The organism is Sporosarcina sp. ZBG7A (genome assembly GCF_000813425.1).
GTDB lineage: Bacteria > Bacillota > Bacilli > Bacillales_A > Planococcaceae > Sporosarcina.
The window spans coordinates 59036-81122 of sequence record NZ_JWIB01000016.1; the positions used below are offsets into that span (position 1 = coordinate 59036).

The window sequence follows — 22087 nt, forward strand, 5'->3', positions numbered from 1 at the left end:
AGCCCGGCTCTCTTTGGATAACAAGAGGCCGGGTCTTTTAATGTTCAAAAAATCAGTTCACCAGTTCATATGTTTTTCTTACATCTATGCAATTCGCGACTGATTGGTACATTGAACAGTTCTTATCTGTTAGCTCGAGAATTTTTGGCATCTTCTCATCAGTCAGACCATCTGCCTTCACTTTAATATGGAAGTGGATTTTTTCAAGGCGACTAGCATCATCCTGTGATCGAATTACTTCTTTCACTTCGATGTCAATCGATTGGGCAGGCATTCTTTTCTTCTCTAAGATTTTGCGCATCACTCCACCTGTACACGCAGCGATGGAAGAAATCATTAACTGATAGGGACGAAATCCTTTTTCCTCATTTGAAGAGATTTCAAGCTTGCCGAATTCTGTTTCAGTTTCGAAACCGTGATCTGTCATTTGGAATTTCATTAATATTCCCTCCTTTATATGCTATCATTATATAGGTTTTTGCTGAATAAGGGGTGTTTAACGAATGGCAATCACAAGAAGTCGACAACAGCATCGTTTTTGGGTGCTCGTCATTATCGTTTCTATTTCTGGTTTTTCACAAGGGATGTTGCTCCCGCTAATATCTGCAATTTTTGAGCAAGACGGTATTTCAGGAACTTTAAACGGGTTAAATGCGACAGGTCTATACATAGGAACACTTTTGGTTTCCCCATTCATGGAGGCACCACTACGTAAATTCGGATATAAGCCTGTCATTATATCAGGCGGTTTGATCGTAATCATTTCGTTGCTCTCATTCCCATTATGGAAAAGTGTAATCTTTTGGTTTATGCTCCGTTTATTTATAGGAATTGGTGATCATGCGTTGCACTTTGCAACTCAAACATGGATAACGAGTACAGTTCCACCAGAAAATCTGGGAAGAAGTATTTCTATTTATGGATTATCAGTAGGTGTTGGATTTGCGATTGGTCCTATGTTTGTGCCACTTGTTTCTATATATGAAGGCTTACCCTTCATTGTATCCGCACTACTTACATTGTGTGCTTGGGGGCTCGTTTTCACGTTAAAGAATGACTTACCAGAAGTGATGGCGAGTTCCGCATCTGCAGGTCATTTTGGAAAGCGTGTGAAAGCAACAGTGATTGTTGCCTGGATTGCGCTACTTGGACCCTTTGCATACGGTTTTTTAGAGTCATCTTTAAACGCAATATTTCCAGTATATGCATTGCGTAATGGGCTCTCTTTAAGTATGGTCTCAATCATTATTCCTGCTTTTGCGTTCGGAGGAATCATTTCTCAAGTTCCTCTTGGCATATTGTCCGACAAAATAGGGCGCCGTCCAGTCCTACTCATCGGATTAGGGGGCGGCATGTTGGCGTTCACAGGTGCAGCATTCCTGAGTACCTCCGCAATCGCAATAATGATTATGTTTTTTGTTGGGGGCATATTTTCTGGCTCGCTCTTTTCCCTTGGCGTTGCGTACATGTCTGATCTTACACCGAAGCACCTATTACCAACCGGGAACTTACTGTGTGGAATATTCTTCAGTTTCGGCAGTTTAACTGGACCTATACTTGGAGGGTACGTGCTAGAGGTTTCACAGCACCACTATTTATACTTGTTTGGCTTGTTAATGGGGACATTGTTTTTATTAACATTAGCAGGGAAAAAACGAGTGAAGCAAGAAATTTTATGAACTTGAAACATACTCATGGTTACAAGCAACAAAAAACAGAGGCTTAAGAAAAAGTCTCTGTTTTTATATGGAAGCGCTCACTGAACGCTTCCTAATTGAATATCTTCATACTCCATGACAAGGTCGTCCAGTGATCCAAACGTATAACCTTGTTTCTTAGCATCTCTTATAAAGTCTGGCAGTGCTTGAGAGTTATCAGAAGAAACGGTGTGCATGAGGATCACAGCGCCAGGGTGGAGCTGATTCATCAGTTCGTTGTAGGCGAAATCGCGACCTTTTGGCTTGTCTGCATACCAGTCTATAAAGGCAACTGACCAAAAAATATGACGATAGCCAAGTGAATTTCCGACAGCTAGCACTTGTTCGTTAAAAATACCTTCGGGCGGTCTTGCGTAAACCGTACGTTTAATACCAGTCGTCTCCTCAAGCAATTTGTCAAATCGCTTCCACTCGTCTTCCATCTTTTCGGGGCTAAGCTTCGCCATATTAGGATGATCATAGGAGTGGTTTCCTATTCCATGCCCGTCTTTAACCATTCGTTTTACAAGTGGTGCTGCGCTTTTCAAATAATGACCAGTTAGAAAAAAAGTCGCGGGTGCTTGTTCTTTTTCTAGCGTATCCAAAATACTTTCCGTTTCTCCATTTTCATAGCCGTTATCAAACGTTAAGTAGACAACCTTTTCATCAGGTTTGCCTTTATATATCGCGCCGTACTCATTTAACATCGACTCAAGCGCTGATCCAGCATTAGGAGGTTCACCATTCATTGCTTTCTTAAATCCCCAGTGAAATTCATCTGCATGAGCTGAAAACGGGTTGAAAGCGAGACCGACGACTATCACAAATGCTGCCATTAAGATACCAGGTCCATGTTGTTCCATCATTTCGAGCACACTCCTTTTTTCATAGCGTGTGTCGAAGAGAGGGTTCTATACATTGTCTACATAAGAATGTTTTCAAGTGCAGGAAGAATCGCAGGATACTTGAAAGTAAACTCGCTTTCAATAAGTTTTTCAGGCAACACATGTTGTCCTTCCAAGACTAATTTGCTTTTTTTCCCTAATGCGAGTTTCATTGCGATACTCGGAACTGGTAGCCAATGAGGCCGATGCATGACAGCCCCGATTGCTTTTCCTAAATCGGACATTCGTACTGGTGCTGGTGCCGTTACGTTAACAGGACCTTCTAGTGAAGGAACGGTAATTGCATAGTAAATTGCTCTCGTCACATCTTCAATATGAACCCATGATATCCACTGTTGCCCTGATCCGATCGGGCCGCCTGCAAACAATTTGTAAGGGAGTGAAATGAGAGGCAGGGCACCGCCGCCTTTACCGAATACGGTACCGAATCGTGTATAGACGACACGTGTTCCGTATTGCTTCATCTTAGAGGCTTTTTGTTCCCAATCATGCACGGTTTTTCCGAGGAAATCATGAGCGATTTCCGGTGAGTTTTCTGTGTACACATGGGTCTCAGAAGTAGGGTAAATACCCACAGCGCTGGCGTTTACGAACACGGAAGGTTTCCAATTTTGGGTCTCTAAAATACGGAGCAGTTCATCTGTTGCTTCCATACGACTCTCATAGATTTCCTTTTGGTGTTCTTCAGACCAGCTGCCATCATTGATGGAAACACCTGCTAAGTTTACGATCGCATCTGGAGGTGTTAGTTCTTGTTCAGGTTTTGAATTTTTATGTAGCCATTGGATAAAGTGAACTCCATTTTCTTTTTTTGACTCACTTCTTGATAAGACTGTTAGAGTATGACCTTTCAATTTAAGTAAATCGATAAGTTTGGAACCGATGAATCCAGTCCCTCCAGTAACTAATATGTTCATGAAATAAACTCCTTTCAATAATGATAAACGAATCAGCTGACCGACCTAATAAGAACAGGTATACTATTAGTAGCGGGGGGTGATAGACGTGCCTGTAATCACAAAAATCACACAACAAAAACGGGACAAAGAACGATACAATATATTTTTGGATGAAGTTTATGAGTTTAGTGTGCATGAATCGAATCTCGTCAAGTTTGGGTTAACAAAAGGGATGCAACTCGATAACTGGGATAAAGAAAATCTCGTCTATGAAGAAGAAATTCAGCGTGCTTTTAATCGAGCACTACATTTCCTAGGTTTTCGAATGAGAAGTGAATACGAAGTGAAACAAAAGCTATTGCAAGCAGAGTTTGGTGAAGCTGTTATTAGAGAAGCTATTGTTAAATTGAAACGGTTAGGCTTTCTCGATGATCAGGCTTTTTCTGAAGCACTTCTCCATACACAAAAAAACACATCTGGGAAGGGACCGAATGCTATCAAACAGGAAATGAAGGAAAAGGGAATTGATCCATCAATTCAGGATGCCGTATTGGAAGAATACGACCCACAAGAACAGTTAACAACTGCCACAAAATTAGCAGAAAAAGCTGCACGTAAACATTCATCCATTGCACCAGCTCAGCTGAAACAACGGATTCAAAATGCCCTTCTGCGAAAAGGCTACTCGTTTGACATCATTAAAGAAGCACTTAATGCTGTTGAATTTGAACCTGATGAAGACGAATGGGCTGCGATAACAGAAACCACTGGTGAAAAAGCATGGCGCCGGGTCAGCATAAAGTATAAGGGGTATGACCGAAAAAGACGGGTGAAACAAGCAATGTACCAAAAAGGTATTCCGTTTGATCGAATCGATGCTTTCATTGAAAAAAAGGAGCTTGAAGAAGATGCAGAATGAAAAAAAGTATAGCCAAATGACTGAACAAGAGTTGAGAACTGAAATCGCGCGCCTTATGGAGAAAGCAAGAAAAGCTGAACAACTAGGGATATTGAACGAATACGCAGTTTATCAGCGTAAAGCGTTAATGGCTCAATCATACTTAATCGATTCCGCTACAATCGTACCTGGAGAAATTTATAAAATCCAAGGAGACGAAGGATACTTCTTTAAAGTTGATTACTTAAAAGGCCGTTTTGCTTGGGGATATCGCATGGGCGGTGAGCAAGCTGAAGAAGCGCTTCCGCTCGCCATGCTCACATCCGTCAAGTCGGGGAAATAATCTACAGACGTTAAGACTCTTCTAGGAAATTCAATTTCTTTCGCAATTTATCTTCCGAGAAGATCCACCCTGTATAAGAGTTAACAACGTTGAAGTCTTCGTCAACATGTGCAACTGCGACAAAGGGATAGAACGTCTTACTTCGGTAACGCAAGTCGATTAAGCGAACTTCAGTTAATACATCAACTTGCGAGATTTCCCAACGATAAATAGGTGAAAATGATACGAATGCTGCTATATTTCGATCTGTCATCGCAGCTTGTACATACAGTGAGTCAGGCAATGGTTTACGCTCAAATCGGTCGTATATATTTACTGAACGACCGTATGCACGCCCGACATAATGATCAGTTTTGGTTGATGCAGCAATCCGCCATTGGAAGAATCGCATAGTCGGAGCAATGTAAATGTCCGTTGCATCCGGAATTGTATTGAATACTGCCCGCTTTACAGCAGCATGTACTGCAAATCGCAATAAATAATAGATGAAGACTACACCATACAATATACTCATTGTTGGAACAGGTGGGGCTCCAATTACCCAAGCTGCAATTGCGATAGCGTGTAAGGCGAAAATAATCGGGTCGAACGTATTAATGACACTTAACGCGACCCATTTTTGTGAAAAAGGTCGAAGTGCTTGAGTACCGTAGGAATTAAAGATATCAACAAATACATGGATGAATACAGCGAGAAATGTCCAAGCCCATAAGTGAATGAAATTAGCTTCTGGCACAAAAAACGATAACATAATTGAAATAACGATTGGCCATAATAGAACAGCCGGAATGGAGTGTGTAATTCCTCTATGATTCCGTATATAAACAGCATTATTACGCAGTTTTAAAACGGTGTCTAAATCTGGTGCAAGCGAACCAAGCACTATGCCTGCAAAAACAGGACCCATTGTTGCTGAGTGTGAGGCAACGATTGGGTCTGCCATTGCAAGCCCACTAATGGCGATACCCATTGCAATATGTGTTCCCGTGTCCACTCCATCACTCCTTTACTTTGGCGTTTCCGCTGAAATGAATTCAACAGTTCTCTTAATTATATACCCAAATTTGAATAACCTAAAAGTATTAGATGTAATAAGGAGCTTGCCCATGAAAATTTCACAAAAAGAAGAGTTTAACGAGGCTCTTCTATCTTGGTACCATCAAGAAAAAAGGGATCTACCTTGGAGAAGAACGTCCAATCCCTACTATATATGGGTTTCAGAAGTGATGTTACAGCAGACGCGAGTCGACACCGTCATTCCATATTATGAACGGTTCATTGCATCATTTCCTACAATGGAATCTCTAGCGGAAGCTGAAGAAGAGCATGTCCTTAAACATTGGGAAGGATTAGGGTACTATTCGCGTGTCCGAAATTTACAAGCTGGCGTCAAAGAAGTCGTGGAAAATTATGATAGTAAAATTCCGCAAAACAGAGCTGGAATTTTGAATTTGAGAGGAATTGGTCCATACACTGCAGGGGCTGTTTTAAGCATAGCGTATGGGGTTCCAGAACACGCAGTTGATGGAAATGTAATGCGTGTATTTTCAAGACTTTTTCTGATTGAAGAAGATATCGCCATACCTAAATCGAAAAAGGTGTTTGAACAACGAGTGATGGAAATAATAGATGAAACAGACCCATCATCTTTCAATCAGGCGATTATGGAACTTGGCGCAACAATTTGTACGCCGAAACCACGTTGCTTATTATGTCCAGTCAGAGATTTTTGTTCTGCCTTTGAAGAAGGGAAGCAAGAACAACTACCAATTAAAACGAAAAAATTGAAAAAGAAAGTCTTGACGATTCATTCCTTTGCAATTTCTGAACCAGGTGGTAAGTGGTTATTAAGAAAGAGACAGACGGACGGACTTCTAGGAGACTTTTGGGAGTTTCCTCAAATTGAATACATTCCTACAATGGATTCTATAGATGCGCTGAAGAACGATACAGGACTTCTTATCGAGCAAGGTGAGGTGTACGCTCATTTCAAGCATATTTTCTCCCACGTTACATGGAATGTTGAGGGATATCATGCAACGCTGCACGACCAATCCCCCATTCCCGAGGGTTACCGTTTTTTCACTGAAGAAGAATTGGAAATGATCCCTCAATCGAAACCGATGAGCAAGTTGCTTGAGCAACTGAATAAATAATTTTTGTAAGTAGGATAATTTCTATGGGGCTGGATATGCTAGTTGTTACGGAGGTGAATATCCATGACAACAAACAACCAGCGGAATCAGAAAAACAAACAGCAACAGCAACAAAACCAACAAAACCAACAAAACAATCCGCTCATGAACGAAGAGTTTGGAGCCGAAACAGATGTACAGCACGTGAAACAACAAAACCAAAAAGCTGAAGCGAAAAAACGTCAAGCTTCAGGGCAACGTGCAAACAGTTACGGAGACCAGACAAAATAATTGGATGGACACCACCGGCCGGCGGGAGCAATAAACTCCTTGCCGGTTTTTCTTATGACCAACAGGGGTAAACATTTTCTATTTTCAGGAACGGTTGGTATAATGTTGTGATAAGAATGGAGCGGTATACTTCCCGGTCACGAAAAGGTGGTTTTAAAGATGGATATTCCAAAAGAAGGGGAAACAGTACAAGTACATAGTTATAAACACGATGGCCATATCCACAGAGTTTGGCAAGAAACTATGGTCCTGAAAGGGACGCGAAACATTATCATCGGTGCGAACGATCGAACGCTTGTAACAGAATCCGATGGTAGAACGTGGATCACGCGTGAACCCTCGATTTGTTATTTCCATGCAGAACGCTGGTTCAACATCATTTGTATGCTTCGGGAAGACGGTGTGTACTATTATGTAAACATCAGCTCGCCATTTGTCTTTGACAATAATTCCATTAAATATATCGATTACGATTTGGATGTCAAAGTTTTTCCTGATATGAGCTATCTCATTTTGGATGAAGATGAGTACGCAGATCATAAAAAACAAATGGGGTATCCGGAAGTGATTGATAAAATTTTAAGGCGGAATCTTGAAACACTTCTAAGTTGGATCAAACAACGTAAAGGTCCTTTTGCTCCGGATTTCATAGATGTCTGGACTTCTCGTTATGATTTTTACAAAAATATGAAAAGTGAAGTGTGAATAAGCCGAGCTGCGATATCTGCAGCAGGCTTTTTTAGATAGGAGATGTACAATGGGAGAAAGTACTAAGCGTTATTTGAAATTCGTAAAACCATACACCTGGCAGATTGTATTAACTGTTATCATCGGAATCATCAAGTTTGCAATTCCACTATTTATCCCTTTTCTCATTAAAATTGTAATCGATGACGTCATTGGTTCACAAACGATGACAGCAGATGAAAAAACTACACAACTTTTCTATTGGCTTGGCGGAACGGCGCTTGTGTTTTTCATTATACGACCACCGGTTGAATATTACCGCCAATATTACGCACAGTTAGTGAGTAACAAAATCCTGTATGATATCCGTCAAAATCTGTATGGACATTTGCAAAAATTAAGCATGCGTTTTTATGCGGAAACGCGTGCAGGTGAAGTGATCTCTAGGATTATCAATGACGTTGAACAAACGAAAAACTTCGTCATGATTGGGTTAATGAACGTTTGGTTGGACTTGGCGACAATTCTGATTGCTATTGCGATTATGCTCACGATGGACGTGCCATTAACACTCGTAACGTTACTTGCATTCCCATTTTATGCGTTCAGCGTGAAACACTTCTTCGGTAAACTGCGCAAGCTTACGGGCGAACGTTCGCAGGCACTTGCTAACGTCCAAAGCTATTTGCATGAACGGGTCGCAGGGGTAAGTGTCATTAAAAGTTTTTCACTGGAGGAAATTGAACAGGATCGTTTTGATGAGACAAATGGGAAGTTTCTCGACAAAGCAATTGAACATACAAAATGGAATGCGAAGGCATTTGCCGTAGTTAACACCATTACAGACGTCGCCCCGTTGTTGGTCATTACATATGCGGGATATCAAGTTATCAATGGTTCACTGTCTGTCGGAACGATGGTTGCATTTATTGCATACATTGAACGTCTATACAGTCCATTACGCAGACTCGTCAACGCGTCAACTTCTTTGACACAGTCGTTTGCGTCAATGGACCGTGTATTTGAATTGATGGAAGAACCTTATGAAGTGACGGATAAAAAAGATGCACGAGCATTGCCAGCAATTCAAGGTGAAATTAGTTTCGATCATGTGGAATTCGCCTACGAGAAAGAAGGATTTCCCGTCCTGAAAGATATGAATTTCACTGTAAAACCAGGAGAAACTGTTGCACTCGTTGGTATGAGCGGTGGCGGAAAGTCTACCATTGTCAGTCTGATTCCACGTTTTTATGATGTAACCGGTGGTGCAATCCGAATTGACGGACATGACATACGGGATATCCAAACGAAAACGTTGCGGGACCAAATTGGTATGGTGTTACAAGATAGTATCCTGTTCAGTGACTCCGTACGCAGCAATATCCTGATGGGTAAACCGGATGCGTCTGAAGAAGAGATCGTGTCCGCTGCAAAAGCTGCAAATGCACACGACTTCATTATGGAGTTGCCAGATGGGTACGATACGAAAGTGGGCGAACGGGGCGTTAAACTCTCAGGGGGGCAAAAACAGCGTCTTTCGATCGCGCGTGTGTTTTTGAAAAACCCACCGATGCTCATATTGGATGAAGCCACTTCAGCGCTAGACCTGGAAAGTGAGGCTTTAATTCAAGAATCGTTGAGTCGACTTGCTCACGACCGGACGACCGTGATTGTTGCGCATAGATTATCTACGATTACGCATGCAGACAAAATTTTAGTCATTGACCATGGTGAGTTGAAAGAACTAGGTACACATGCCCAGCTCATCGAACAGCAAGGAATCTACTATGATTTGTTTCAAGTTCAAACAATATAAACACAAGCAGACAATTAGAGGGTAACTCTTAATTGTCTGCTTTTTTTGATTGTATTGAAAATTGTCTTGATTTACATATTAAAAAACGTATAATACTGAATAGAAGTTATTTTTAGAAAAATAGTATTGGGAGAGGGCGGTACCATGAGCGAACGAAAAAAGGTCTTAGAAGTTAAAGACTTGCAGACCACTTTTTTTACTGACTCAGGAGCAATCCCGGCAGTCGACCACGTCGATTTCTTTGTGAGAGAAGGGGAAGTGCTCGGGATAGTGGGGGAATCAGGTTGTGGGAAAAGCGTGACCTCGCTATCAGTGATGGGTCTAGTGCCAAAACCCCCGGGGAAAATTACGGGTGGCGAAATACTATTTCAGGGTAATGACTTGCTGAAGAAAAGCGAGAGAGAAATGCGATACATACGCGGGAATGACATCGCGATGATTTTCCAAGAACCGATGACTTCGTTGAATCCTCTTTTCACAATTGGAAACCAGATGTCTGAAGCGATTTTGATTCACGAAAAGAAATGGTCCAAAAAGCGTGCTCGTGCCCGAGCGGTTGAAATGTTGAAGCTAGTCGGTTTGCCTCGTGCTGATGAACTGATTGACGAATATCCTCATCAGTTATCAGGTGGAATGCGACAGCGAGTAATGATCGCAATGGCACTCGTTTGTGATCCGAAGGTCCTCATTGCAGATGAGCCGACTACCGCGCTGGACGTAACGATTCAAGCTCAGATCTTGAAGTTGATGAAAGAACTGAACACCCGACTCGACACAGCGATTATGCTGATCACTCATGACTTAGGCGTCGTAGCTGAAACCTGCGAACGAGTCATTGTCATGTATGCGGGTCAGGTAATTGAAGAGGCTTCAGTCAAAAAGATATTCGAAGATCCTCAACATCCTTACACAAAAGGACTTATTCAATCGGTACCGGATATGCGTTATAAAAAAGATCGACTCTACTCGATTCCAGGTAACGTACCAAAGCCGGGTACCATTAAAAAAGGCTGTAAGTTCGCGGCTCGATGTGAATTTGCATTTGACCGGTGTTTAGCAGAAGATCCTGCACTGATTCAAACAGAAACGGGTCATCAGACGAGATGCTTCTTATATAGTGAGGAAGGAGTGACGCAAGATGGACCAAAAGCCTTTGTTGAAAGTTGAAGGTCTTAAAAAGTATTTCCCTATTAAGAAGGGGCTGTTAGGAAGAACGGTAGGACATGTAAAAGCAGTAGATGACATATCGTTCTATGTAAATAAAGGCGAAACGCTTGGGATAGTTGGGGAAAGTGGTTGTGGAAAATCGACAACGGGTCGGGTTCTCATGAGACTATTGGAACCGACTGAAGGAACCGTTGAGTTCGATGGGAAAGAATTGACTTCTTTGTCATCGTCTGAAATGAGAAAGATGCGACGGGATATTCAAATGGTGTTCCAAGATCCGTATGCTTCACTGAATCCACGGCATACAATTGGAAAGATTCTTGAAGAACCACTTCTCGTACATGGCATTTCAGATGCGAAGGAACGGAAAAAATCTGTTATTAAGTTCTTAGAAATTGTCGGTCTAAGTGCTTTTCATGCAAAGCGTTATCCTCACCAATTTAGTGGTGGTCAACGACAACGTATCGGTATTGCGCGTGCACTGATGACCAATCCGAAACTGATCATTGCGGATGAACCTGTATCTGCGCTTGATGTGTCGATTCAAGCACAGGTGTTGAATTTAATGCAAGATCTTCAAAAAGAGTTTGACTTGACCTACATTTTCATCGCCCACGACCTTGGTGTAGTCCGTCACATTAGCGATCGAGTTGGGGTGATGTATTTAGGGAAGATGGTGGAACTTGCTCCAAGTGAACAGCTGTATGCAACACCACTTCATCCATATACAAAAGCGTTACTTTCAGCCGTACCTGTCCCAGATCCCGACTATGTGAAAGAGCAAGTGATGATCGATGGTGACATTCCGAGCCCAGCAAACCCGCCATCAGGATGTACGTTCCATACACGCTGTCCATTTAAAATGGATATTTGTACGAAAGTCTCACCCCAATTGATGGAACATGAGAATGGTCAATCTGTCGCTTGTCACCTCTATAGTGAACAAGCCGGCAATGACATAGAAATGAAAGAAAAAGAGATGGAGGGGTCCTTATGAGAAAAGGGAAATTATGGTCACTTGCGCTTGTCATGCTTCTCGTTCTTTCAACGGCACTTGCTGCTTGTGGAAGTGACGACAAAGAACAGGGCGCAGAAAAAGATGGTGAGAAGGCTAGCGGGAAGGAAAAGACGTTAGTATTCGGACGCGGAGGGGATTCAACTTCTCTCGATCCGTCACGTGTTACTGAAGGAGAAACATTTAAAGTTACTGTCAATCTATTCGAAACACTTGTGAACTTCGGTGAGCAAGATACTACGGTTCAACCGGGTCTTGCAAAAGAGTGGAGCACATCTGAAGACGGATTGACGTATACATTCAAGTTAGAAGAAGGCGTTAAGTTCCACGATGGAACAGACTTTAACGCAGATGCAGTTGTAGCGAACTTCGCACGTTGGGCATCAGGAGACGCTGAAAAGTTTCCATACTATAGTTCAATGTTCGGTGGGTTTGACGGAGACGAAGCTGCTGTGATCGAATCTGTTACGGCTGAAGACGAAAACACAGTCGCTATCACACTTAAGCGTCCACAAGCACCATTCTTGAAAAACATAGCAATGAGCATGTTTGCGATTTCAAGTCCTGAAGCATTTGCAAAAGGGGACGACGAATACGAGCGTAATCCAGTAGGAACAGGTCCATTCAAGTTTGTAGAATGGAAAGCGAACGATTCAATTACGATTGAAAAGAACGCGGATTACTGGCAAGAAGGACTTCCTAAGCTTGATAAAGTCGTATTCCGTTCAATTCCGGATAACGCAGCACGTTTGAACGCATTGACAGCAGGTGAAATCGATTTGGCTGATGGCATCAACCCTGCGGATGGTGCGAAAATCGAAGGAGATTCTAAACTTCAGTTGTTCGAGCGTCCTTCTATGAACGTTGGCTACCTAGGGTTAACAGTAACACGCCCTCCGTTCGACAAGAAGGAAGTACGTCAGGCGATGAACTATGCAATCGATAAGCAAACAATCATTGATTCGTTCTTTGAAGGTCGTGCAGAAATTGCGAAAAACCCAATGCCTTCATCGATCTCTGGGTACAATGACGAAATTGAAGAATATGCATATGCTCCTGAAAAGGCAAAAGAATTATTGAAAGCAGCCGGACTTGAAGATGGATTTGAAATGGAACTATGGGCAATGCCGGTTCCACGTCCATATATGCCTGATGGCACGAAGGTTGCAGAAGTAATCCAGAGCAACTTGGCGGATGTAGGCATCAAAGCAAAAATCGTTTCTTATGAGTGGGCAACATATCTAGACAAAGCAAGTAAAGGTGAAGCGGATGCCTTCATGCTTGGATGGACAGGAGATAACGGCGACGCTGATAACTTCCTATACGTTCTATTGGATGAAGACAATATCGCAAGCAACAACTACACGTATTACAAAAATGATGAAACTCACAAATTGTTCCTTGAAGCTCAAACTGAAGTTGATGAAGATAAGCGTAATGAGCTTTACATGAAAGCACAAGAAATCCTTCATGAAGAAGCTCCATGGGTACCACTTGCTCACTCGACTCCACTACTTGGTGGAGCAGCAGATCTCACTGGATTTGTACCACATCCAACAGGATCTGACTTGCTTTCAAATGTAGATTTTAAGTAATCCTGTGTTCCACATGAATGTGTGAAGGGGGAAGGCGCTAAGCCATATCCCCCTTTCATGTTTTAAAAAGGACTGTTCTGCGCTAAAGGAAAAAAGAGCGATGAGAGGTGAACCGAATGCTCAGTTACATAGGAAAAAGACTATTTCAACTTATCCCCGTGCTGTTAGGAATGACGTTTGTTGTCTTTATGATGATCCGTGCGATTCCTGGAAATCCAGCTCAAGTCATATTAGGTCAACAAGCAACACCTGAGGCGGTTGCTGCACTCAATGCGAAATTAGGTCTCGATCAGCCGTGGTACATTCAATTTTTCAGTTATCTAAAAGGTCTATTCACTGGGGACTTAGGAGAATCGATGAGAACAAGACTGCCAGTTGCAGATGAAATCTGGCCGTATCTTGCAGCGACACTTGAACTTGCCTTATTTGCGATGATTATCGCAGTTGTTATTGGCATCAACGCAGGAATCATATCAGCTTGGTTCCAAAATTCGTGGTTCGACTATACGGCAATGATTTTAGCTCTTGTCGGTGTATCGATGCCTATCTTCTGGCTTGGTCTACTCGGACAATGGGCATTTGCCATCGAACTTCAATGGCTACCGACAACGGGACGTGAGCAAGTTCGGGATCCTGTTTCAGCAATAACGAATTTGTATATGATAGATGCCATGTTGAATGGTAGATTCGATCAGGTATGGGAAGTGTTTAAGCATTTAATCCTCCCAGGGCTCGCACTTGCAACGATTCCGATGGCGATCATTGCACGAATGACGCGATCCAGTATGCTCGAAGTAATGCGTTCAGATTATATCCGGACAGCACGTGCGAAGGGGCAGAAGATGTTTTGGGTTGTCTATAAGCACGCTTTGAAAAATGCAATTATTCCAGTTTTGACGATTGTAGGACTACAAATGGGGATGCTTCTTGGTGGCGCTATTCTTACAGAAACGATTTTTGCTTGGCCAGGAATCGGACGCTATATCTATGACGCCATTAATTATAGAGATTACCCCGTCATCCAGTCCGGCATTCTGATCGTCGCATTCTTCTTCGTGATGATCAACCTCATCGTTGACTTACTCTATGGTGTGATCGATCCGAGGATAAAATATGACTGAGGAAGGAGGTTGGTACCATGTCTGAACTGACACCAAAGATAGATGGGATTGCAGAAGCGCAAATTGAGAAAGAGTCCGGACCATGGCGCGATGCCTGGCTTGGCTTTAGAAAGAGTAAAGTGGCAGTGGTGGGAATGGCAGTCGTCTTACTTTTTGTTATTCTTGCCATTTTGGCACCGTGGATCACTCCTCAAGGCATTAACGATCAGAATATGGCGGACCGGCTCCATCCCCCTTCTGCTGAGTATTGGTTTGGGACGGATGATTTCGGACGGGATATCCTTTCAAGAATTATCCATGGAGCTCGTATTTCGTTAGCCGTCGGATTCTTCTCCGTAATCGGTTCCGTAGTGGTGGGGAGTATTCTAGGAATTATTGCAGGATATTATGGACGTTGGGTGGATGTCATCATTTCTCGTATCTTCGACATCATGCTTGCGTTTCCGTCCATCTTGCTCGCCATCGCGATTGTTGCTGTACTCGGACCAAGTTTACAAAATGCACTCATTGCTATCGCGACCATCAACGTACCGAACTTCGGTAGGCTGATCCGTTCGAAAGTGCTCAGTATTAAGGAAGATGAGTACATCACGTCTGCGAAAGCGATTGGGATGAAGGATGCTCGGATTTTGTTTTCACACATTTTACCGAATTCGATGGCACCAGTTATTGTACAAGGAACCCTTGCTATTGCGACAGCAATTCTTGAAGCGGCTGCTCTTGGCTTCCTTGGTTTAGGAGCTCAAGCCCCTCAACCAGAGTGGGGGAAGATGCTAGCGGATTCTAAGGATTACTTACAGTCTGCTCCATGGACGATGATTTTCCCTGGACTTGCCATTATGTTGACGGTTTTGGGATTTAACTTAATGGGAGACGGATTGCGAGATGCACTCGATCCGAAAATGAAAAGCTAAAAACCTAGAGGCTCACGTAGCCTCTAGGTTTTTTAATAGATTTCATCTTCAAATTTAGTATTCGCTTCACTGTCATATCTGCGCTGATACGTAACAACAAGACTATCCAAATGCTCGAGTTGTTCTTCATAGTTAAGAATAGATGAGAGTATGTGAAGTAAGTAGTAAGTGGAGAACTCTTCATCTTCTTCTTTAGTAAGAACAATCTCTTTCACAAAGATTTCCATTACTTCGTGTCGCTGGATATACTCATCATGAAGTCCAGTACTTAACTGATCTGATTTTAACTTACCGACAAATTTCAGGTGCAGTTGCTCATGATACGTAAGGATGGCATCCAAACGTTCTTGCACCATCATCTTAAAGTGGTCAGGTAATACTGCCAGCTCACTTTCGTACAAATGAAGTTTTTTCAGAACTTGTAAACTTGCGTTCGAAGCAACAATCATTTGACGATAAATAACGAGCTTACGTGCTTTTGCATATTGGTTCTTCTTCAAATAGTACCGTTCTTCTTTATACAACGAGTATAGCTGATCGATATTCGTCAGTTGTTCTCTTGAGTTTACAATTACGTTTTTGGTTGCGATAAAGTCAGATGCTTGTCGACCGGTCAGCCGGATCCAACGAATGATTTCGTCTTGAACTTGGTGAATTGATTGGAATAGCTTTACTTCGTACTTTGGCGGCATGAATATGAGATTTACTAAAAATGCTGCTAGGACTCCGATTAGAATCGTTAAAACTCGAAGTGACGCGAGTAAGAGATAGTCATCTCCCTGGATTTCCATGACAGCAACCGTGGTGACGAGTGCAAGGCCAATCGATTTTTCCAGACCTAGTTTAAGCATGACTAATATAACAATCACAGCTGCAAGTCCGATGATGACCAGCTGATGTCCGAAGATTAGAATGAAGACAACCCCGATAGTGGCACCGATCAAGTTACCTTGAATTCGTTCAATAACTTGTAAATATGACCTGTAAATGGTCGGCTGTATCGCGAATATCGCAGCAATCCCTGCAAACACAGGACTGGGCAAGTTGAGCAATTGTGCAACGAACAAGGCGAAGACAATCGCAATACCCGTTTTCAAACTTCGGGCACCAAGTTTCATGAATGTATTCCTCTCTTTAACGGTCTCTTTTGCGCTACTTTACAATAAATTCCGGCGTGGGTCAACAATCCTCTATTAAAGTAATTCAGCAAACGCCATATCTACAGCAATTAATGTATCTTGAATATCTTTTTCTGTATGAGCAGACGTAATGAACCAAGCTTCGTATTTAGAAGGAGCTAAGTTGACGCCATTCTTCAACAAGAGTTTGAAGAATTTGCCGAATCGTTCGCCATCTGTTGCCTCTGCTTGATCGTAATTTACGATTGTCTCTTCTGTAAAGAAAACAGTTAAGGCTCCACATTTACGGTTGATAGTAATCGGAACATGGTGTTTCTTTGCAGATTGGAGAATTCCTTCTTCCAACATTGCCCCAAGGCGATCCAATTCTGTGTAAAGACCTGGAGTTTGAAGAACTTCCAGACATGCGATACCTGACAACATTGACGCCGGATTACCTGCCATAGTTCCTGCCTGATATGCAGGTCCGAGTGGTGCAACGGTATTCATGATTTCTGATTTACCGCCGTAAGCGCCGATTGGCAAACCTCCACCGATAATCTTTCCAAGCGCCATTAAATCTGGCTCTAGTCCAAGCAGCTCAGCTGCTGATCCATAATGGAAACGGAATGCAGTGATGACTTCATCGTATACGATGAGTGCGCCTTTTTCTTTTGCAATCTCGTGGACGAGGGGAAGGAAACCTTCTTGAGGTTCAACGATTCCGAAGTTCCCTACGATTGGTTCCACTAAGATACAAGCGATTTCATCGCCCCATTTATCCATAGCGCTTTTAAAGCTTTCCGGATCATTGAATGGAATTGTGATTACTTCTTCTGCAATCGTTTTAGGTACCCCTGCAGAGTCTGGAGTTCCGAGTGTTGCAGGTCCTGAACCAGCCGCAACTAGGACTAAGTCAGAGTGGCCGTGGTAGCAGCCTGCGAATTTCATGATTTTTGTACGACCTGTATAAGCTCTTGAAACTCGGATAGTTGTCATTACTGCTTCAGTTCCTGAATTGACGAATCGAACTTTATCCAAACCTGGGATTGCTTCTTTGATCATTTTTGCAAATTTCACTTCATGTTTAGTTGGTGTTCCGTAGAGTAGGCCATTTTCAGCTGCTTTTGTGACTGCTGCTGTTATATGTGGATGGGCATGCCCAGTAATGATCGGTCCATAGGCACCTAAGTAGTCAATATACTTATTTCCATCAACGTCCCAGAAATAAGGTCCTTCTGCACGTTCCATAACAGTTGGTGCTCCTCCGCCTACTGCTTTATAGCCTCGAGATGGGCTGTTGACCCCACCAACAATATGTTCGCACGCTTCTGCATAGATTGTTTCTGAATTAGATCGTTCCATTTTTATTCCTCCGTTCAAATCACTTCTTCTCTATTTTACCTAATAATGAGCGAAACACCAAAGGAATTGAAAAAGACGGAGTAGTCCGATACTATAATAGGAAAGAATCTGATAGGGGGAATGAGAAATGTCGACACTTGAAGGTTTGCATGCACCTGATTTTACTTTGCAAAATGAAAACGGTAATCCAGTTACACTTTCCGATTATGCAGGAAAGAAGTATGTGATTCTTTACTTTTATCCTAAAGATGCAACACCGGGTTGTACGTTGGAAGCGCAAACGTTTAAAGAGAGCCATTCCGAGTTTAGTGCACGTGATGCAGTCATTTTAGGCGTGAGTCCTGATGGTGAAGCTTCCCATACAAAATTTATCGAAAAACACGGACTTCCATTTTCGCTCTTAGCAGATACGGAGCAGACAGTTTCCGAGCTGTATGGAGTTTGGAAATTGAAAAAGTCATTTGGAAAAGAATATATGGGAGTCGAGCGTTCTACATTCCTTATCGATCCAACAGGTACTGTTATTAAAGAATGGCGCAAGGTTAAAGTGGACGGTCATATCGATGCCGTTTATCAAACCTTGTTGCAGGTATCTAATGAAGGGAATGATGATTCGCAATGACGATTGCATTAGTAACATTTCCTATTAAAGAACAGTTTCGTCAAAGCTTGAGCAAGCAGTTCCCGCAAATTCACTTCGACTTTTCAGATTCCATCGATGGTGCCGGTGGCAAGGGAGTTACAATTCTCGTAACATACGGAAGTGATTTGACTGAAGAAGTTCTGAATCAGCTGACGGAATTGAAATGGGTCATGGTGGCGTCCGCTGGTGTTGATAAAATGCCGCTTGAAGAATTAGGGGAGCGGGGAATTCTTCTAACGAATGTGAGTGGTATCCACAAGACACCGATGGCGGAGTCAGTTCTTGCACATATTCTTTCGCTCAATCGGGCACTTCCATTAATCCAAGAACAGCAGAAACAAAAAGTATGGGAAAAGATGAAATCTAGTGAACTGCGTGGATCTAGGGCACTTATTCTTGGCCCGGGAGCAATTGGTGGAGAAATCGGTCGGTTGCTTCAGGCGTTTGGTGTATACACGATTGGCTGTAGCCGATCAGGTAATAGTCATGACGGAATGGACGAGGATATTTCGTTCTCACATATTAATGAATGCCTACCTGAAGCGGACTATATCATCTCCGTCTTGCCTAGTACGCAAGAGACGCGCTGGATTTTGGACAGTTCACATTTCCAGCAAATGAAAAAAACTTCGGTATTTATGAACTTTGGTCGGGGAGACTTGGTGAAAGAGCAAGTAATCATTAAAGCACTTCAACAAGGTGAAATCGCTCATGCGGTGCTTGATGTATTCGAACAGGAACCGTTACCGGTAGATAGTCCGTTATGGGAGATGGGGAATTGTACCGTGTCACCACACGTTTCCGCGTTATCAGCCAAGTATGTGGAGCGTGCTCTTGAGATTTTTAAAGAGAATCTTCAAATTTGGGTCTCTGAGAATGGAGAATTTAAAAATGTAATTGAGACAGACAGAGGTTATTAAAGCCAGATATAATGCTTGGTAGCCCAGAATGGTTGACACCAGACATCGAATTCAGTAAACTAATTATAATGATTATAAAGAAGTAATCCTTATGGAATAGAGGTGTTCGTTATGTCTGGTGCGATGCTAAAAGATGCGCTGGTCACGTTAAAGGAAAGTGGTGTTCGGATAACTCCGCAACGACATGCCATTTTAGAATTCCTCATTTCTTCTGAATGCCATCCAACGGCGGATGAAATTTACAAAGCACTCGAGAGTGATTTTCCTAATATGAGTGTTGCGACAGTCTACAATAATCTGCGTGTCTTCAGAAATTCCGGTCTTGTTAAGGAATTGACGTATGGAGACGCTTCAAGCAGATTCGATTTTGTAACACATGATCATTACCACATCATTTGTGATGAATGTGGAAGTATTGTCGATTTTCATCATCCAGGGCTAGAAGAAGTGGAACGATTGGCTTCCCATGTGACTGGTTTTAAAGTGAACTCTCACCGCTTAGAAGTTTATGGAGTATGTCCTACATGTGAAAAACAAGCTTCTAATGCTAACTAAAAACACTTGCTTCTCTCTTCAATGAAGAGAAGCAAGTGTTTTTTGTTTTAGCTTTTTCGTTTGTTTGGTTTATTATAGAGTTCATCAAAGTCTTTTCCTTCAAGTGTAGGATCCATTGTTAATGGCTCTCTACAGTGGCCACACATGTCTACGCGTCCTAGCATCTTTGTTTCCTTACCGCAATTCGGACAGATAATCTGTATGGCTCGGGTTGAAAGTGTCCCAATCCAAGCATAGACAACAACACTTGCCAGTATAGCTAACACACCAAGAACCATGAAAAGCAACATAATGATTTCGTATTTTCTGAAGAACAGACCGATATACATAACAATCACTCCGATAAAGATGAGTGAAAGAGCAAATGACCGTATGCGATTGATTTTATTTTTATAAGGTTTCATTGCTTTACCTCCTTGTGATTCGCTCCCTTAATATAGCACATATTCTAGTATAGCAACATAGGAGTCTCTTGAAGAAGGATTTGTAGAACGTCTGGCGAACTTATATATCATCTAGGGAGGAATTACTATGGAACAAACACTCAGACCAATCTATCAAGAGAGGGCAAGTTTTCCGGACACACTCGGTGTGCTACTCGTTAGCAAACGATGGGAAGGAGACCCCCTGACTGATACATTTGATGAAATACTGCTAATCATATCCTCATCGAATACCATTCCGATTCAAACAAAGCACTATACAGATGGAGATGAAAAGGCAGCGCTACATATAATAAGTGAAAATCAACTTAAAAAATGGCTACTACTTGGAACGAAACGGAAAGTTGTCGATTGGTTATTTTACGGGAAAGTCTTCTTCGATCGTAATGAGTATATAGAAGACTTGAAAACTGAACTACAAGAACATCCTTTCTTCGGCAGAGATTTAAAGATGGGAATTGAGCTTGCAAAACTGGTTAGACGTTATATGGAAGGAAAGACGTTTTTTGAACAGCTTCATTATATGGATGCCTATCATCATGCTGTGCAATCGCTTCATCATTTAGCGAGATTGTCAGTAATTGAAAAAGGCATTCTTCCAGAGGTAACAGTTTGGTCTCAAGTGAAGAAAATCGATCCTTCTATATACAAGCTATACGAAGAACTTATTATGAGTGACGAGCCTATCGAAAAACGTTTGGAGCTAATGTTCCTGGCGAGTGAGTTCTTTATTCATAATCGAACGGAATATGGAGCGCATCATATACTAGAAGTCATGTCGCAAAAAGAGACGTGGACGATTCAGGAACTTCATGAGCATGACGAACTGAGGATGTACTCAGTGGATCTTGAAATGCTTATCGAATTCTTAATAGAGAAAAACATTATTAAGGTTATGTCTATCGACTCTAAAAACGAGTTTCTTTATCATCGAATGTATAGTGTGCTCGACTAACAGCCGTACACAACGGCTGTTTTTTTATCTCTCAACCCCGTCATTAAGCGGTTTTGAAACTTTTTTCGAAAAAGTGTTGACGTACGATTGCATTCGATGTTATTATAAATCTTGTCGCCGCGGAGGTAACTAACTAGCTTACAAAATCCGCTGAGATGAACGAAAAAAGTTTTTCAAAAATAACTTGACTGAGTTTCTCAGACATGTTAAGATAATCAAGTCGCTTCGAGAGAACGACGAAATGAACCTTGAAAACTGAACAGCAAAATGTCAACGAATTATCGTTTGGGAAACCGGTTCTGCCGGTGAAACAAACACAAACAGATCTTAATCGATCTGATAGACATCTTAAATGATGCCAGTACGAATTGAGCAATCAATTTTTCACTGGTTGCTGAGATGTAGTGCAGTGCTAGGAAGCGAAGGCGCGAATGAGGGAGCGTACTTAGGTACGTGACCGAATGAGCAACTGAAGCTGACGACGCAATGTGCTGCATATCAGCTACCAGATTTATGGAGAGTTTGATCCTGGCTCAGGACGAACGCTGGCGGCATGCCTAATACATGCAAGTCGAGCGAATCAATAGGAGCTTGCTCCTTGAGAT

At 42.2% G+C, this 22087-nt stretch carries 23 protein-coding genes and 1 rRNA gene; 17 read left to right on the forward strand and 7 right to left on the reverse strand.

The features are described from left to right. Positions 1 to 52 precede the first annotated feature (52 nt). The gene (locus RL70_RS07585; protein ID WP_039042808.1) at positions 53 to 439 is read right to left on the reverse strand and encodes an OsmC family protein; all 387 of its coding nucleotides are present in this window, start codon (positions 437 to 439) and stop codon (positions 53 to 55) included. Positions 440 to 503: 64 nt separating this feature from the next. On the opposite strand from RL70_RS07585, the gene RL70_RS07590 reads away from it, so the two are divergent. After that, the gene (locus tag RL70_RS07590) at positions 504 to 1679 is read left to right on the forward strand and encodes an MFS transporter (protein ID WP_039042809.1); all 1176 of its coding nucleotides are present in this window, start codon (positions 504 to 506) and stop codon (positions 1677 to 1679) included. A gap of 77 nt (positions 1680 to 1756) precedes the next feature. Here RL70_RS07590 and RL70_RS07595 read toward each other — a convergent pair whose 3' ends face one another. Together RL70_RS07595 and RL70_RS07600 are read right to left on the reverse strand one after the other, a co-directional pair. Beyond that, entirely contained in the window at positions 1757 to 2563 is an 807-nt protein-coding gene (locus RL70_RS07595; protein WP_197054094.1) for a polysaccharide deacetylase family protein, read from the reverse strand. A gap of 56 nt (positions 2564 to 2619) precedes the next feature. Then, positions 2620 to 3519, reverse strand: a complete 900-nt coding sequence (locus RL70_RS07600; protein WP_039042810.1) for a TIGR01777 family oxidoreductase — start codon at positions 3517 to 3519, stop codon at positions 2620 to 2622. Between the two features lie 88 nt (positions 3520 to 3607). Between RL70_RS07600 and recX the strand changes: the two genes are divergently transcribed. Both recX and RL70_RS07610 read left to right on the forward strand, forming a co-directional pair. Continuing rightward, complete coding sequence (recX, locus tag RL70_RS07605) at positions 3608 to 4420, forward strand: recombination regulator RecX (protein WP_197054095.1); 813 nt, start codon at positions 3608 to 3610, stop codon at positions 4418 to 4420. Then, the gene (locus RL70_RS07610) at positions 4410 to 4742 is read left to right on the forward strand and encodes a YfhH family protein (protein ID WP_039042811.1); all 333 of its coding nucleotides are present in this window, start codon (positions 4410 to 4412) and stop codon (positions 4740 to 4742) included. The genes recX and RL70_RS07610 overlap by 11 nt, the downstream gene beginning before the upstream one ends. Positions 4743 to 4752: 10 nt before the next feature. Here the strand turns inward: RL70_RS07610 and RL70_RS07615 are convergent, their stop codons facing one another. Next, complete coding sequence (locus RL70_RS07615) at positions 4753 to 5736, reverse strand: metal-dependent hydrolase (RefSeq protein ID WP_039042812.1); 984 nt, start codon at positions 5734 to 5736, stop codon at positions 4753 to 4755. 112 nt (positions 5737 to 5848) lie between these two features. Here RL70_RS07615 and mutY point away from each other — a divergent pair, with 112 nt between their 5' ends. The 9 genes from mutY (at position 5849) to nikC (ending at position 15483) form a co-directional block, all read left to right on the forward strand. Continuing rightward, positions 5849 to 6898 carry an A/G-specific adenine glycosylase gene (gene mutY, locus RL70_RS07620; RefSeq protein ID WP_039042813.1) on the forward strand — a complete coding sequence of 350 codons (1050 nt, stop codon included), beginning with the start codon at positions 5849 to 5851 and terminating at the stop codon, positions 6896 to 6898. Positions 6899 to 6961: 63 nt separating this feature from the next. Continuing rightward, entirely contained in the window at positions 6962 to 7168 is a 207-nt protein-coding gene (locus RL70_RS07625; RefSeq protein ID WP_039042814.1) for a gamma-type small acid-soluble spore protein, read from the forward strand. Between the two features lie 159 nt (positions 7169 to 7327). Then, positions 7328 to 7873 (forward strand): DUF402 domain-containing protein, encoded by a 546-nt coding sequence (locus tag RL70_RS07630; protein WP_039042815.1) that lies wholly within the window; start codon positions 7328 to 7330, stop codon positions 7871 to 7873. Positions 7874 to 7925: 52 nt separating this feature from the next. Beyond that, positions 7926 to 9671 (forward strand): ABC transporter ATP-binding protein, encoded by a 1746-nt coding sequence (locus RL70_RS07635; protein WP_039042816.1) that lies wholly within the window; start codon positions 7926 to 7928, stop codon positions 9669 to 9671. 144 nt (positions 9672 to 9815) lie between these two features. Then, a complete protein-coding gene (locus tag RL70_RS07640) occupies positions 9816 to 10838 on the forward strand; it encodes an ABC transporter ATP-binding protein (protein WP_039042817.1) in 1023 nt (340 codons plus the stop codon). Continuing rightward, a complete protein-coding gene (locus RL70_RS07645) occupies positions 10810 to 11835 on the forward strand; it encodes an ABC transporter ATP-binding protein (protein WP_039042818.1) in 1026 nt (341 codons plus the stop codon). The genes RL70_RS07640 and RL70_RS07645 overlap by 29 nt, the downstream gene beginning before the upstream one ends. Then, positions 11832 to 13448 (forward strand): ABC transporter substrate-binding protein, encoded by a 1617-nt coding sequence (locus tag RL70_RS07650; RefSeq protein WP_039042819.1) that lies wholly within the window; start codon positions 11832 to 11834, stop codon positions 13446 to 13448. Before RL70_RS07645 ends, RL70_RS07650 begins: the two co-directional genes overlap by 4 nt. Before the next feature lie 116 nt (positions 13449 to 13564). Beyond that, positions 13565 to 14569: an ABC transporter permease gene (locus RL70_RS07655; RefSeq protein WP_039042820.1), complete on the forward strand. Its 1005-nt coding sequence runs from the start codon at positions 13565 to 13567 to the stop codon at positions 14567 to 14569. A 17-nt stretch (positions 14570 to 14586) separates the two neighbouring features. Further along, a complete protein-coding gene (nikC, locus tag RL70_RS07660; protein ID WP_039042821.1) occupies positions 14587 to 15483 on the forward strand; it encodes a nickel transporter permease in 897 nt (298 codons plus the stop codon). A 32-nt stretch (positions 15484 to 15515) separates the two neighbouring features. Here the strand turns inward: nikC and RL70_RS07665 are convergent, their stop codons facing one another. Both RL70_RS07665 and RL70_RS07670 read right to left on the reverse strand, forming a co-directional pair. Beyond that, positions 15516 to 16601: an aromatic acid exporter family protein gene (locus RL70_RS07665; protein ID WP_039042822.1), complete on the reverse strand. Its 1086-nt coding sequence runs from the start codon at positions 16599 to 16601 to the stop codon at positions 15516 to 15518. Positions 16602 to 16676: 75 nt separating this feature from the next. Beyond that, positions 16677 to 17966 carry a glutamate-1-semialdehyde 2,1-aminomutase gene (locus tag RL70_RS07670; RefSeq protein WP_039042823.1) on the reverse strand — a complete coding sequence of 430 codons (1290 nt, stop codon included), beginning with the start codon at positions 17964 to 17966 and terminating at the stop codon, positions 16677 to 16679. A gap of 127 nt (positions 17967 to 18093) precedes the next feature. Here RL70_RS07670 and bcp point away from each other — a divergent pair, with 127 nt between their 5' ends. The 3 genes from bcp (at position 18094) to perR (ending at position 20084) form a co-directional block, all read left to right on the forward strand. Continuing rightward, entirely contained in the window at positions 18094 to 18588 is a 495-nt protein-coding gene (gene bcp, locus RL70_RS07675) for a thioredoxin-dependent thiol peroxidase (protein ID WP_039042824.1), read from the forward strand. After that, positions 18585 to 19529: a D-2-hydroxyacid dehydrogenase gene (locus tag RL70_RS07680; protein WP_039042825.1), complete on the forward strand. Its 945-nt coding sequence runs from the start codon at positions 18585 to 18587 to the stop codon at positions 19527 to 19529. Before bcp ends, RL70_RS07680 begins: the two co-directional genes overlap by 4 nt. Positions 19530 to 19640: 111 nt before the next feature. After that, complete coding sequence (gene perR / locus RL70_RS07685; RefSeq protein ID WP_025782768.1) at positions 19641 to 20084, forward strand: peroxide-responsive transcriptional repressor PerR; 444 nt, start codon at positions 19641 to 19643, stop codon at positions 20082 to 20084. 47 nt (positions 20085 to 20131) lie between these two features. Here perR and RL70_RS07690 read toward each other — a convergent pair whose 3' ends face one another. Further along, entirely contained in the window at positions 20132 to 20488 is a 357-nt protein-coding gene (locus tag RL70_RS07690; protein ID WP_039042826.1) for a YgzB family protein, read from the reverse strand. Positions 20489 to 20615: 127 nt separating this feature from the next. Between RL70_RS07690 and RL70_RS07695 the strand changes: the two genes are divergently transcribed. Next, the gene (locus RL70_RS07695) at positions 20616 to 21482 is read left to right on the forward strand and encodes a nucleotidyltransferase-like protein (protein WP_039042827.1); all 867 of its coding nucleotides are present in this window, start codon (positions 20616 to 20618) and stop codon (positions 21480 to 21482) included. Positions 21483 to 21992: 510 nt separating this feature from the next. Then, positions 21993 to 22087 (forward strand): 16S ribosomal RNA (locus RL70_RS07700); the annotation flags it as partial.

Bases quoted from the DNA above. Each gene is read 5' to 3' on its own strand.
- RL70_RS07585 (WP_039042808.1), bottom strand. From the start codon at position 439: ATGAAATTCCAAATGACAGATCACGGTTTCGAAACTGAAACAGAATTC.
- RL70_RS07590 (WP_039042809.1), top strand. From the start codon at position 504: ATGGCAATCACAAGAAGTCGACAACAGCATCGTTTTTGGGTGCTCGTC.
- RL70_RS07595 (WP_197054094.1), bottom strand. From the start codon at position 2,563: ATGATGGAACAACATGGACCTGGTATCTTAATGGCAGCATTTGTGATA.
- RL70_RS07600 (WP_039042810.1), bottom strand. From the start codon at position 3,519: ATGAACATATTAGTTACTGGAGGGACTGGATTCATCGGTTCCAAACTT.
- RL70_RS07610 (WP_039042811.1), top strand. From the start codon at position 4,410: ATGCAGAATGAAAAAAAGTATAGCCAAATGACTGAACAAGAGTTGAGA.
- mutY (WP_039042813.1), top strand. From the start codon at position 5,849: ATGAAAATTTCACAAAAAGAAGAGTTTAACGAGGCTCTTCTATCTTGG.
- RL70_RS07625 (WP_039042814.1), top strand. From the start codon at position 6,962: ATGACAACAAACAACCAGCGGAATCAGAAAAACAAACAGCAACAGCAA.
- RL70_RS07630 (WP_039042815.1), top strand. From the start codon at position 7,328: ATGGATATTCCAAAAGAAGGGGAAACAGTACAAGTACATAGTTATAAA.
- RL70_RS07635 (WP_039042816.1), top strand. From the start codon at position 7,926: ATGGGAGAAAGTACTAAGCGTTATTTGAAATTCGTAAAACCATACACC.
- RL70_RS07640 (WP_039042817.1), top strand. From the start codon at position 9,816: ATGAGCGAACGAAAAAAGGTCTTAGAAGTTAAAGACTTGCAGACCACT.
- RL70_RS07645 (WP_039042818.1), top strand. From the start codon at position 10,810: ATGGACCAAAAGCCTTTGTTGAAAGTTGAAGGTCTTAAAAAGTATTTC.
- RL70_RS07650 (WP_039042819.1), top strand. From the start codon at position 11,832: ATGAGAAAAGGGAAATTATGGTCACTTGCGCTTGTCATGCTTCTCGTT.
- RL70_RS07655 (WP_039042820.1), top strand. From the start codon at position 13,565: ATGCTCAGTTACATAGGAAAAAGACTATTTCAACTTATCCCCGTGCTG.
- nikC (WP_039042821.1), top strand. From the start codon at position 14,587: ATGTCTGAACTGACACCAAAGATAGATGGGATTGCAGAAGCGCAAATT.
- RL70_RS07665 (WP_039042822.1), bottom strand. From the start codon at position 16,601: ATGAAACTTGGTGCCCGAAGTTTGAAAACGGGTATTGCGATTGTCTTC.
- RL70_RS07670 (WP_039042823.1), bottom strand. From the start codon at position 17,966: ATGGAACGATCTAATTCAGAAACAATCTATGCAGAAGCGTGCGAACAT.
- bcp (WP_039042824.1), top strand. From the start codon at position 18,094: ATGTCGACACTTGAAGGTTTGCATGCACCTGATTTTACTTTGCAAAAT.
- RL70_RS07680 (WP_039042825.1), top strand. From the start codon at position 18,585: ATGACGATTGCATTAGTAACATTTCCTATTAAAGAACAGTTTCGTCAA.
- perR (WP_025782768.1), top strand. From the start codon at position 19,641: ATGTCTGGTGCGATGCTAAAAGATGCGCTGGTCACGTTAAAGGAAAGT.
- RL70_RS07690 (WP_039042826.1), bottom strand. From the start codon at position 20,488: ATGAAACCTTATAAAAATAAAATCAATCGCATACGGTCATTTGCTCTT.
- RL70_RS07695 (WP_039042827.1), top strand. From the start codon at position 20,616: ATGGAACAAACACTCAGACCAATCTATCAAGAGAGGGCAAGTTTTCCG.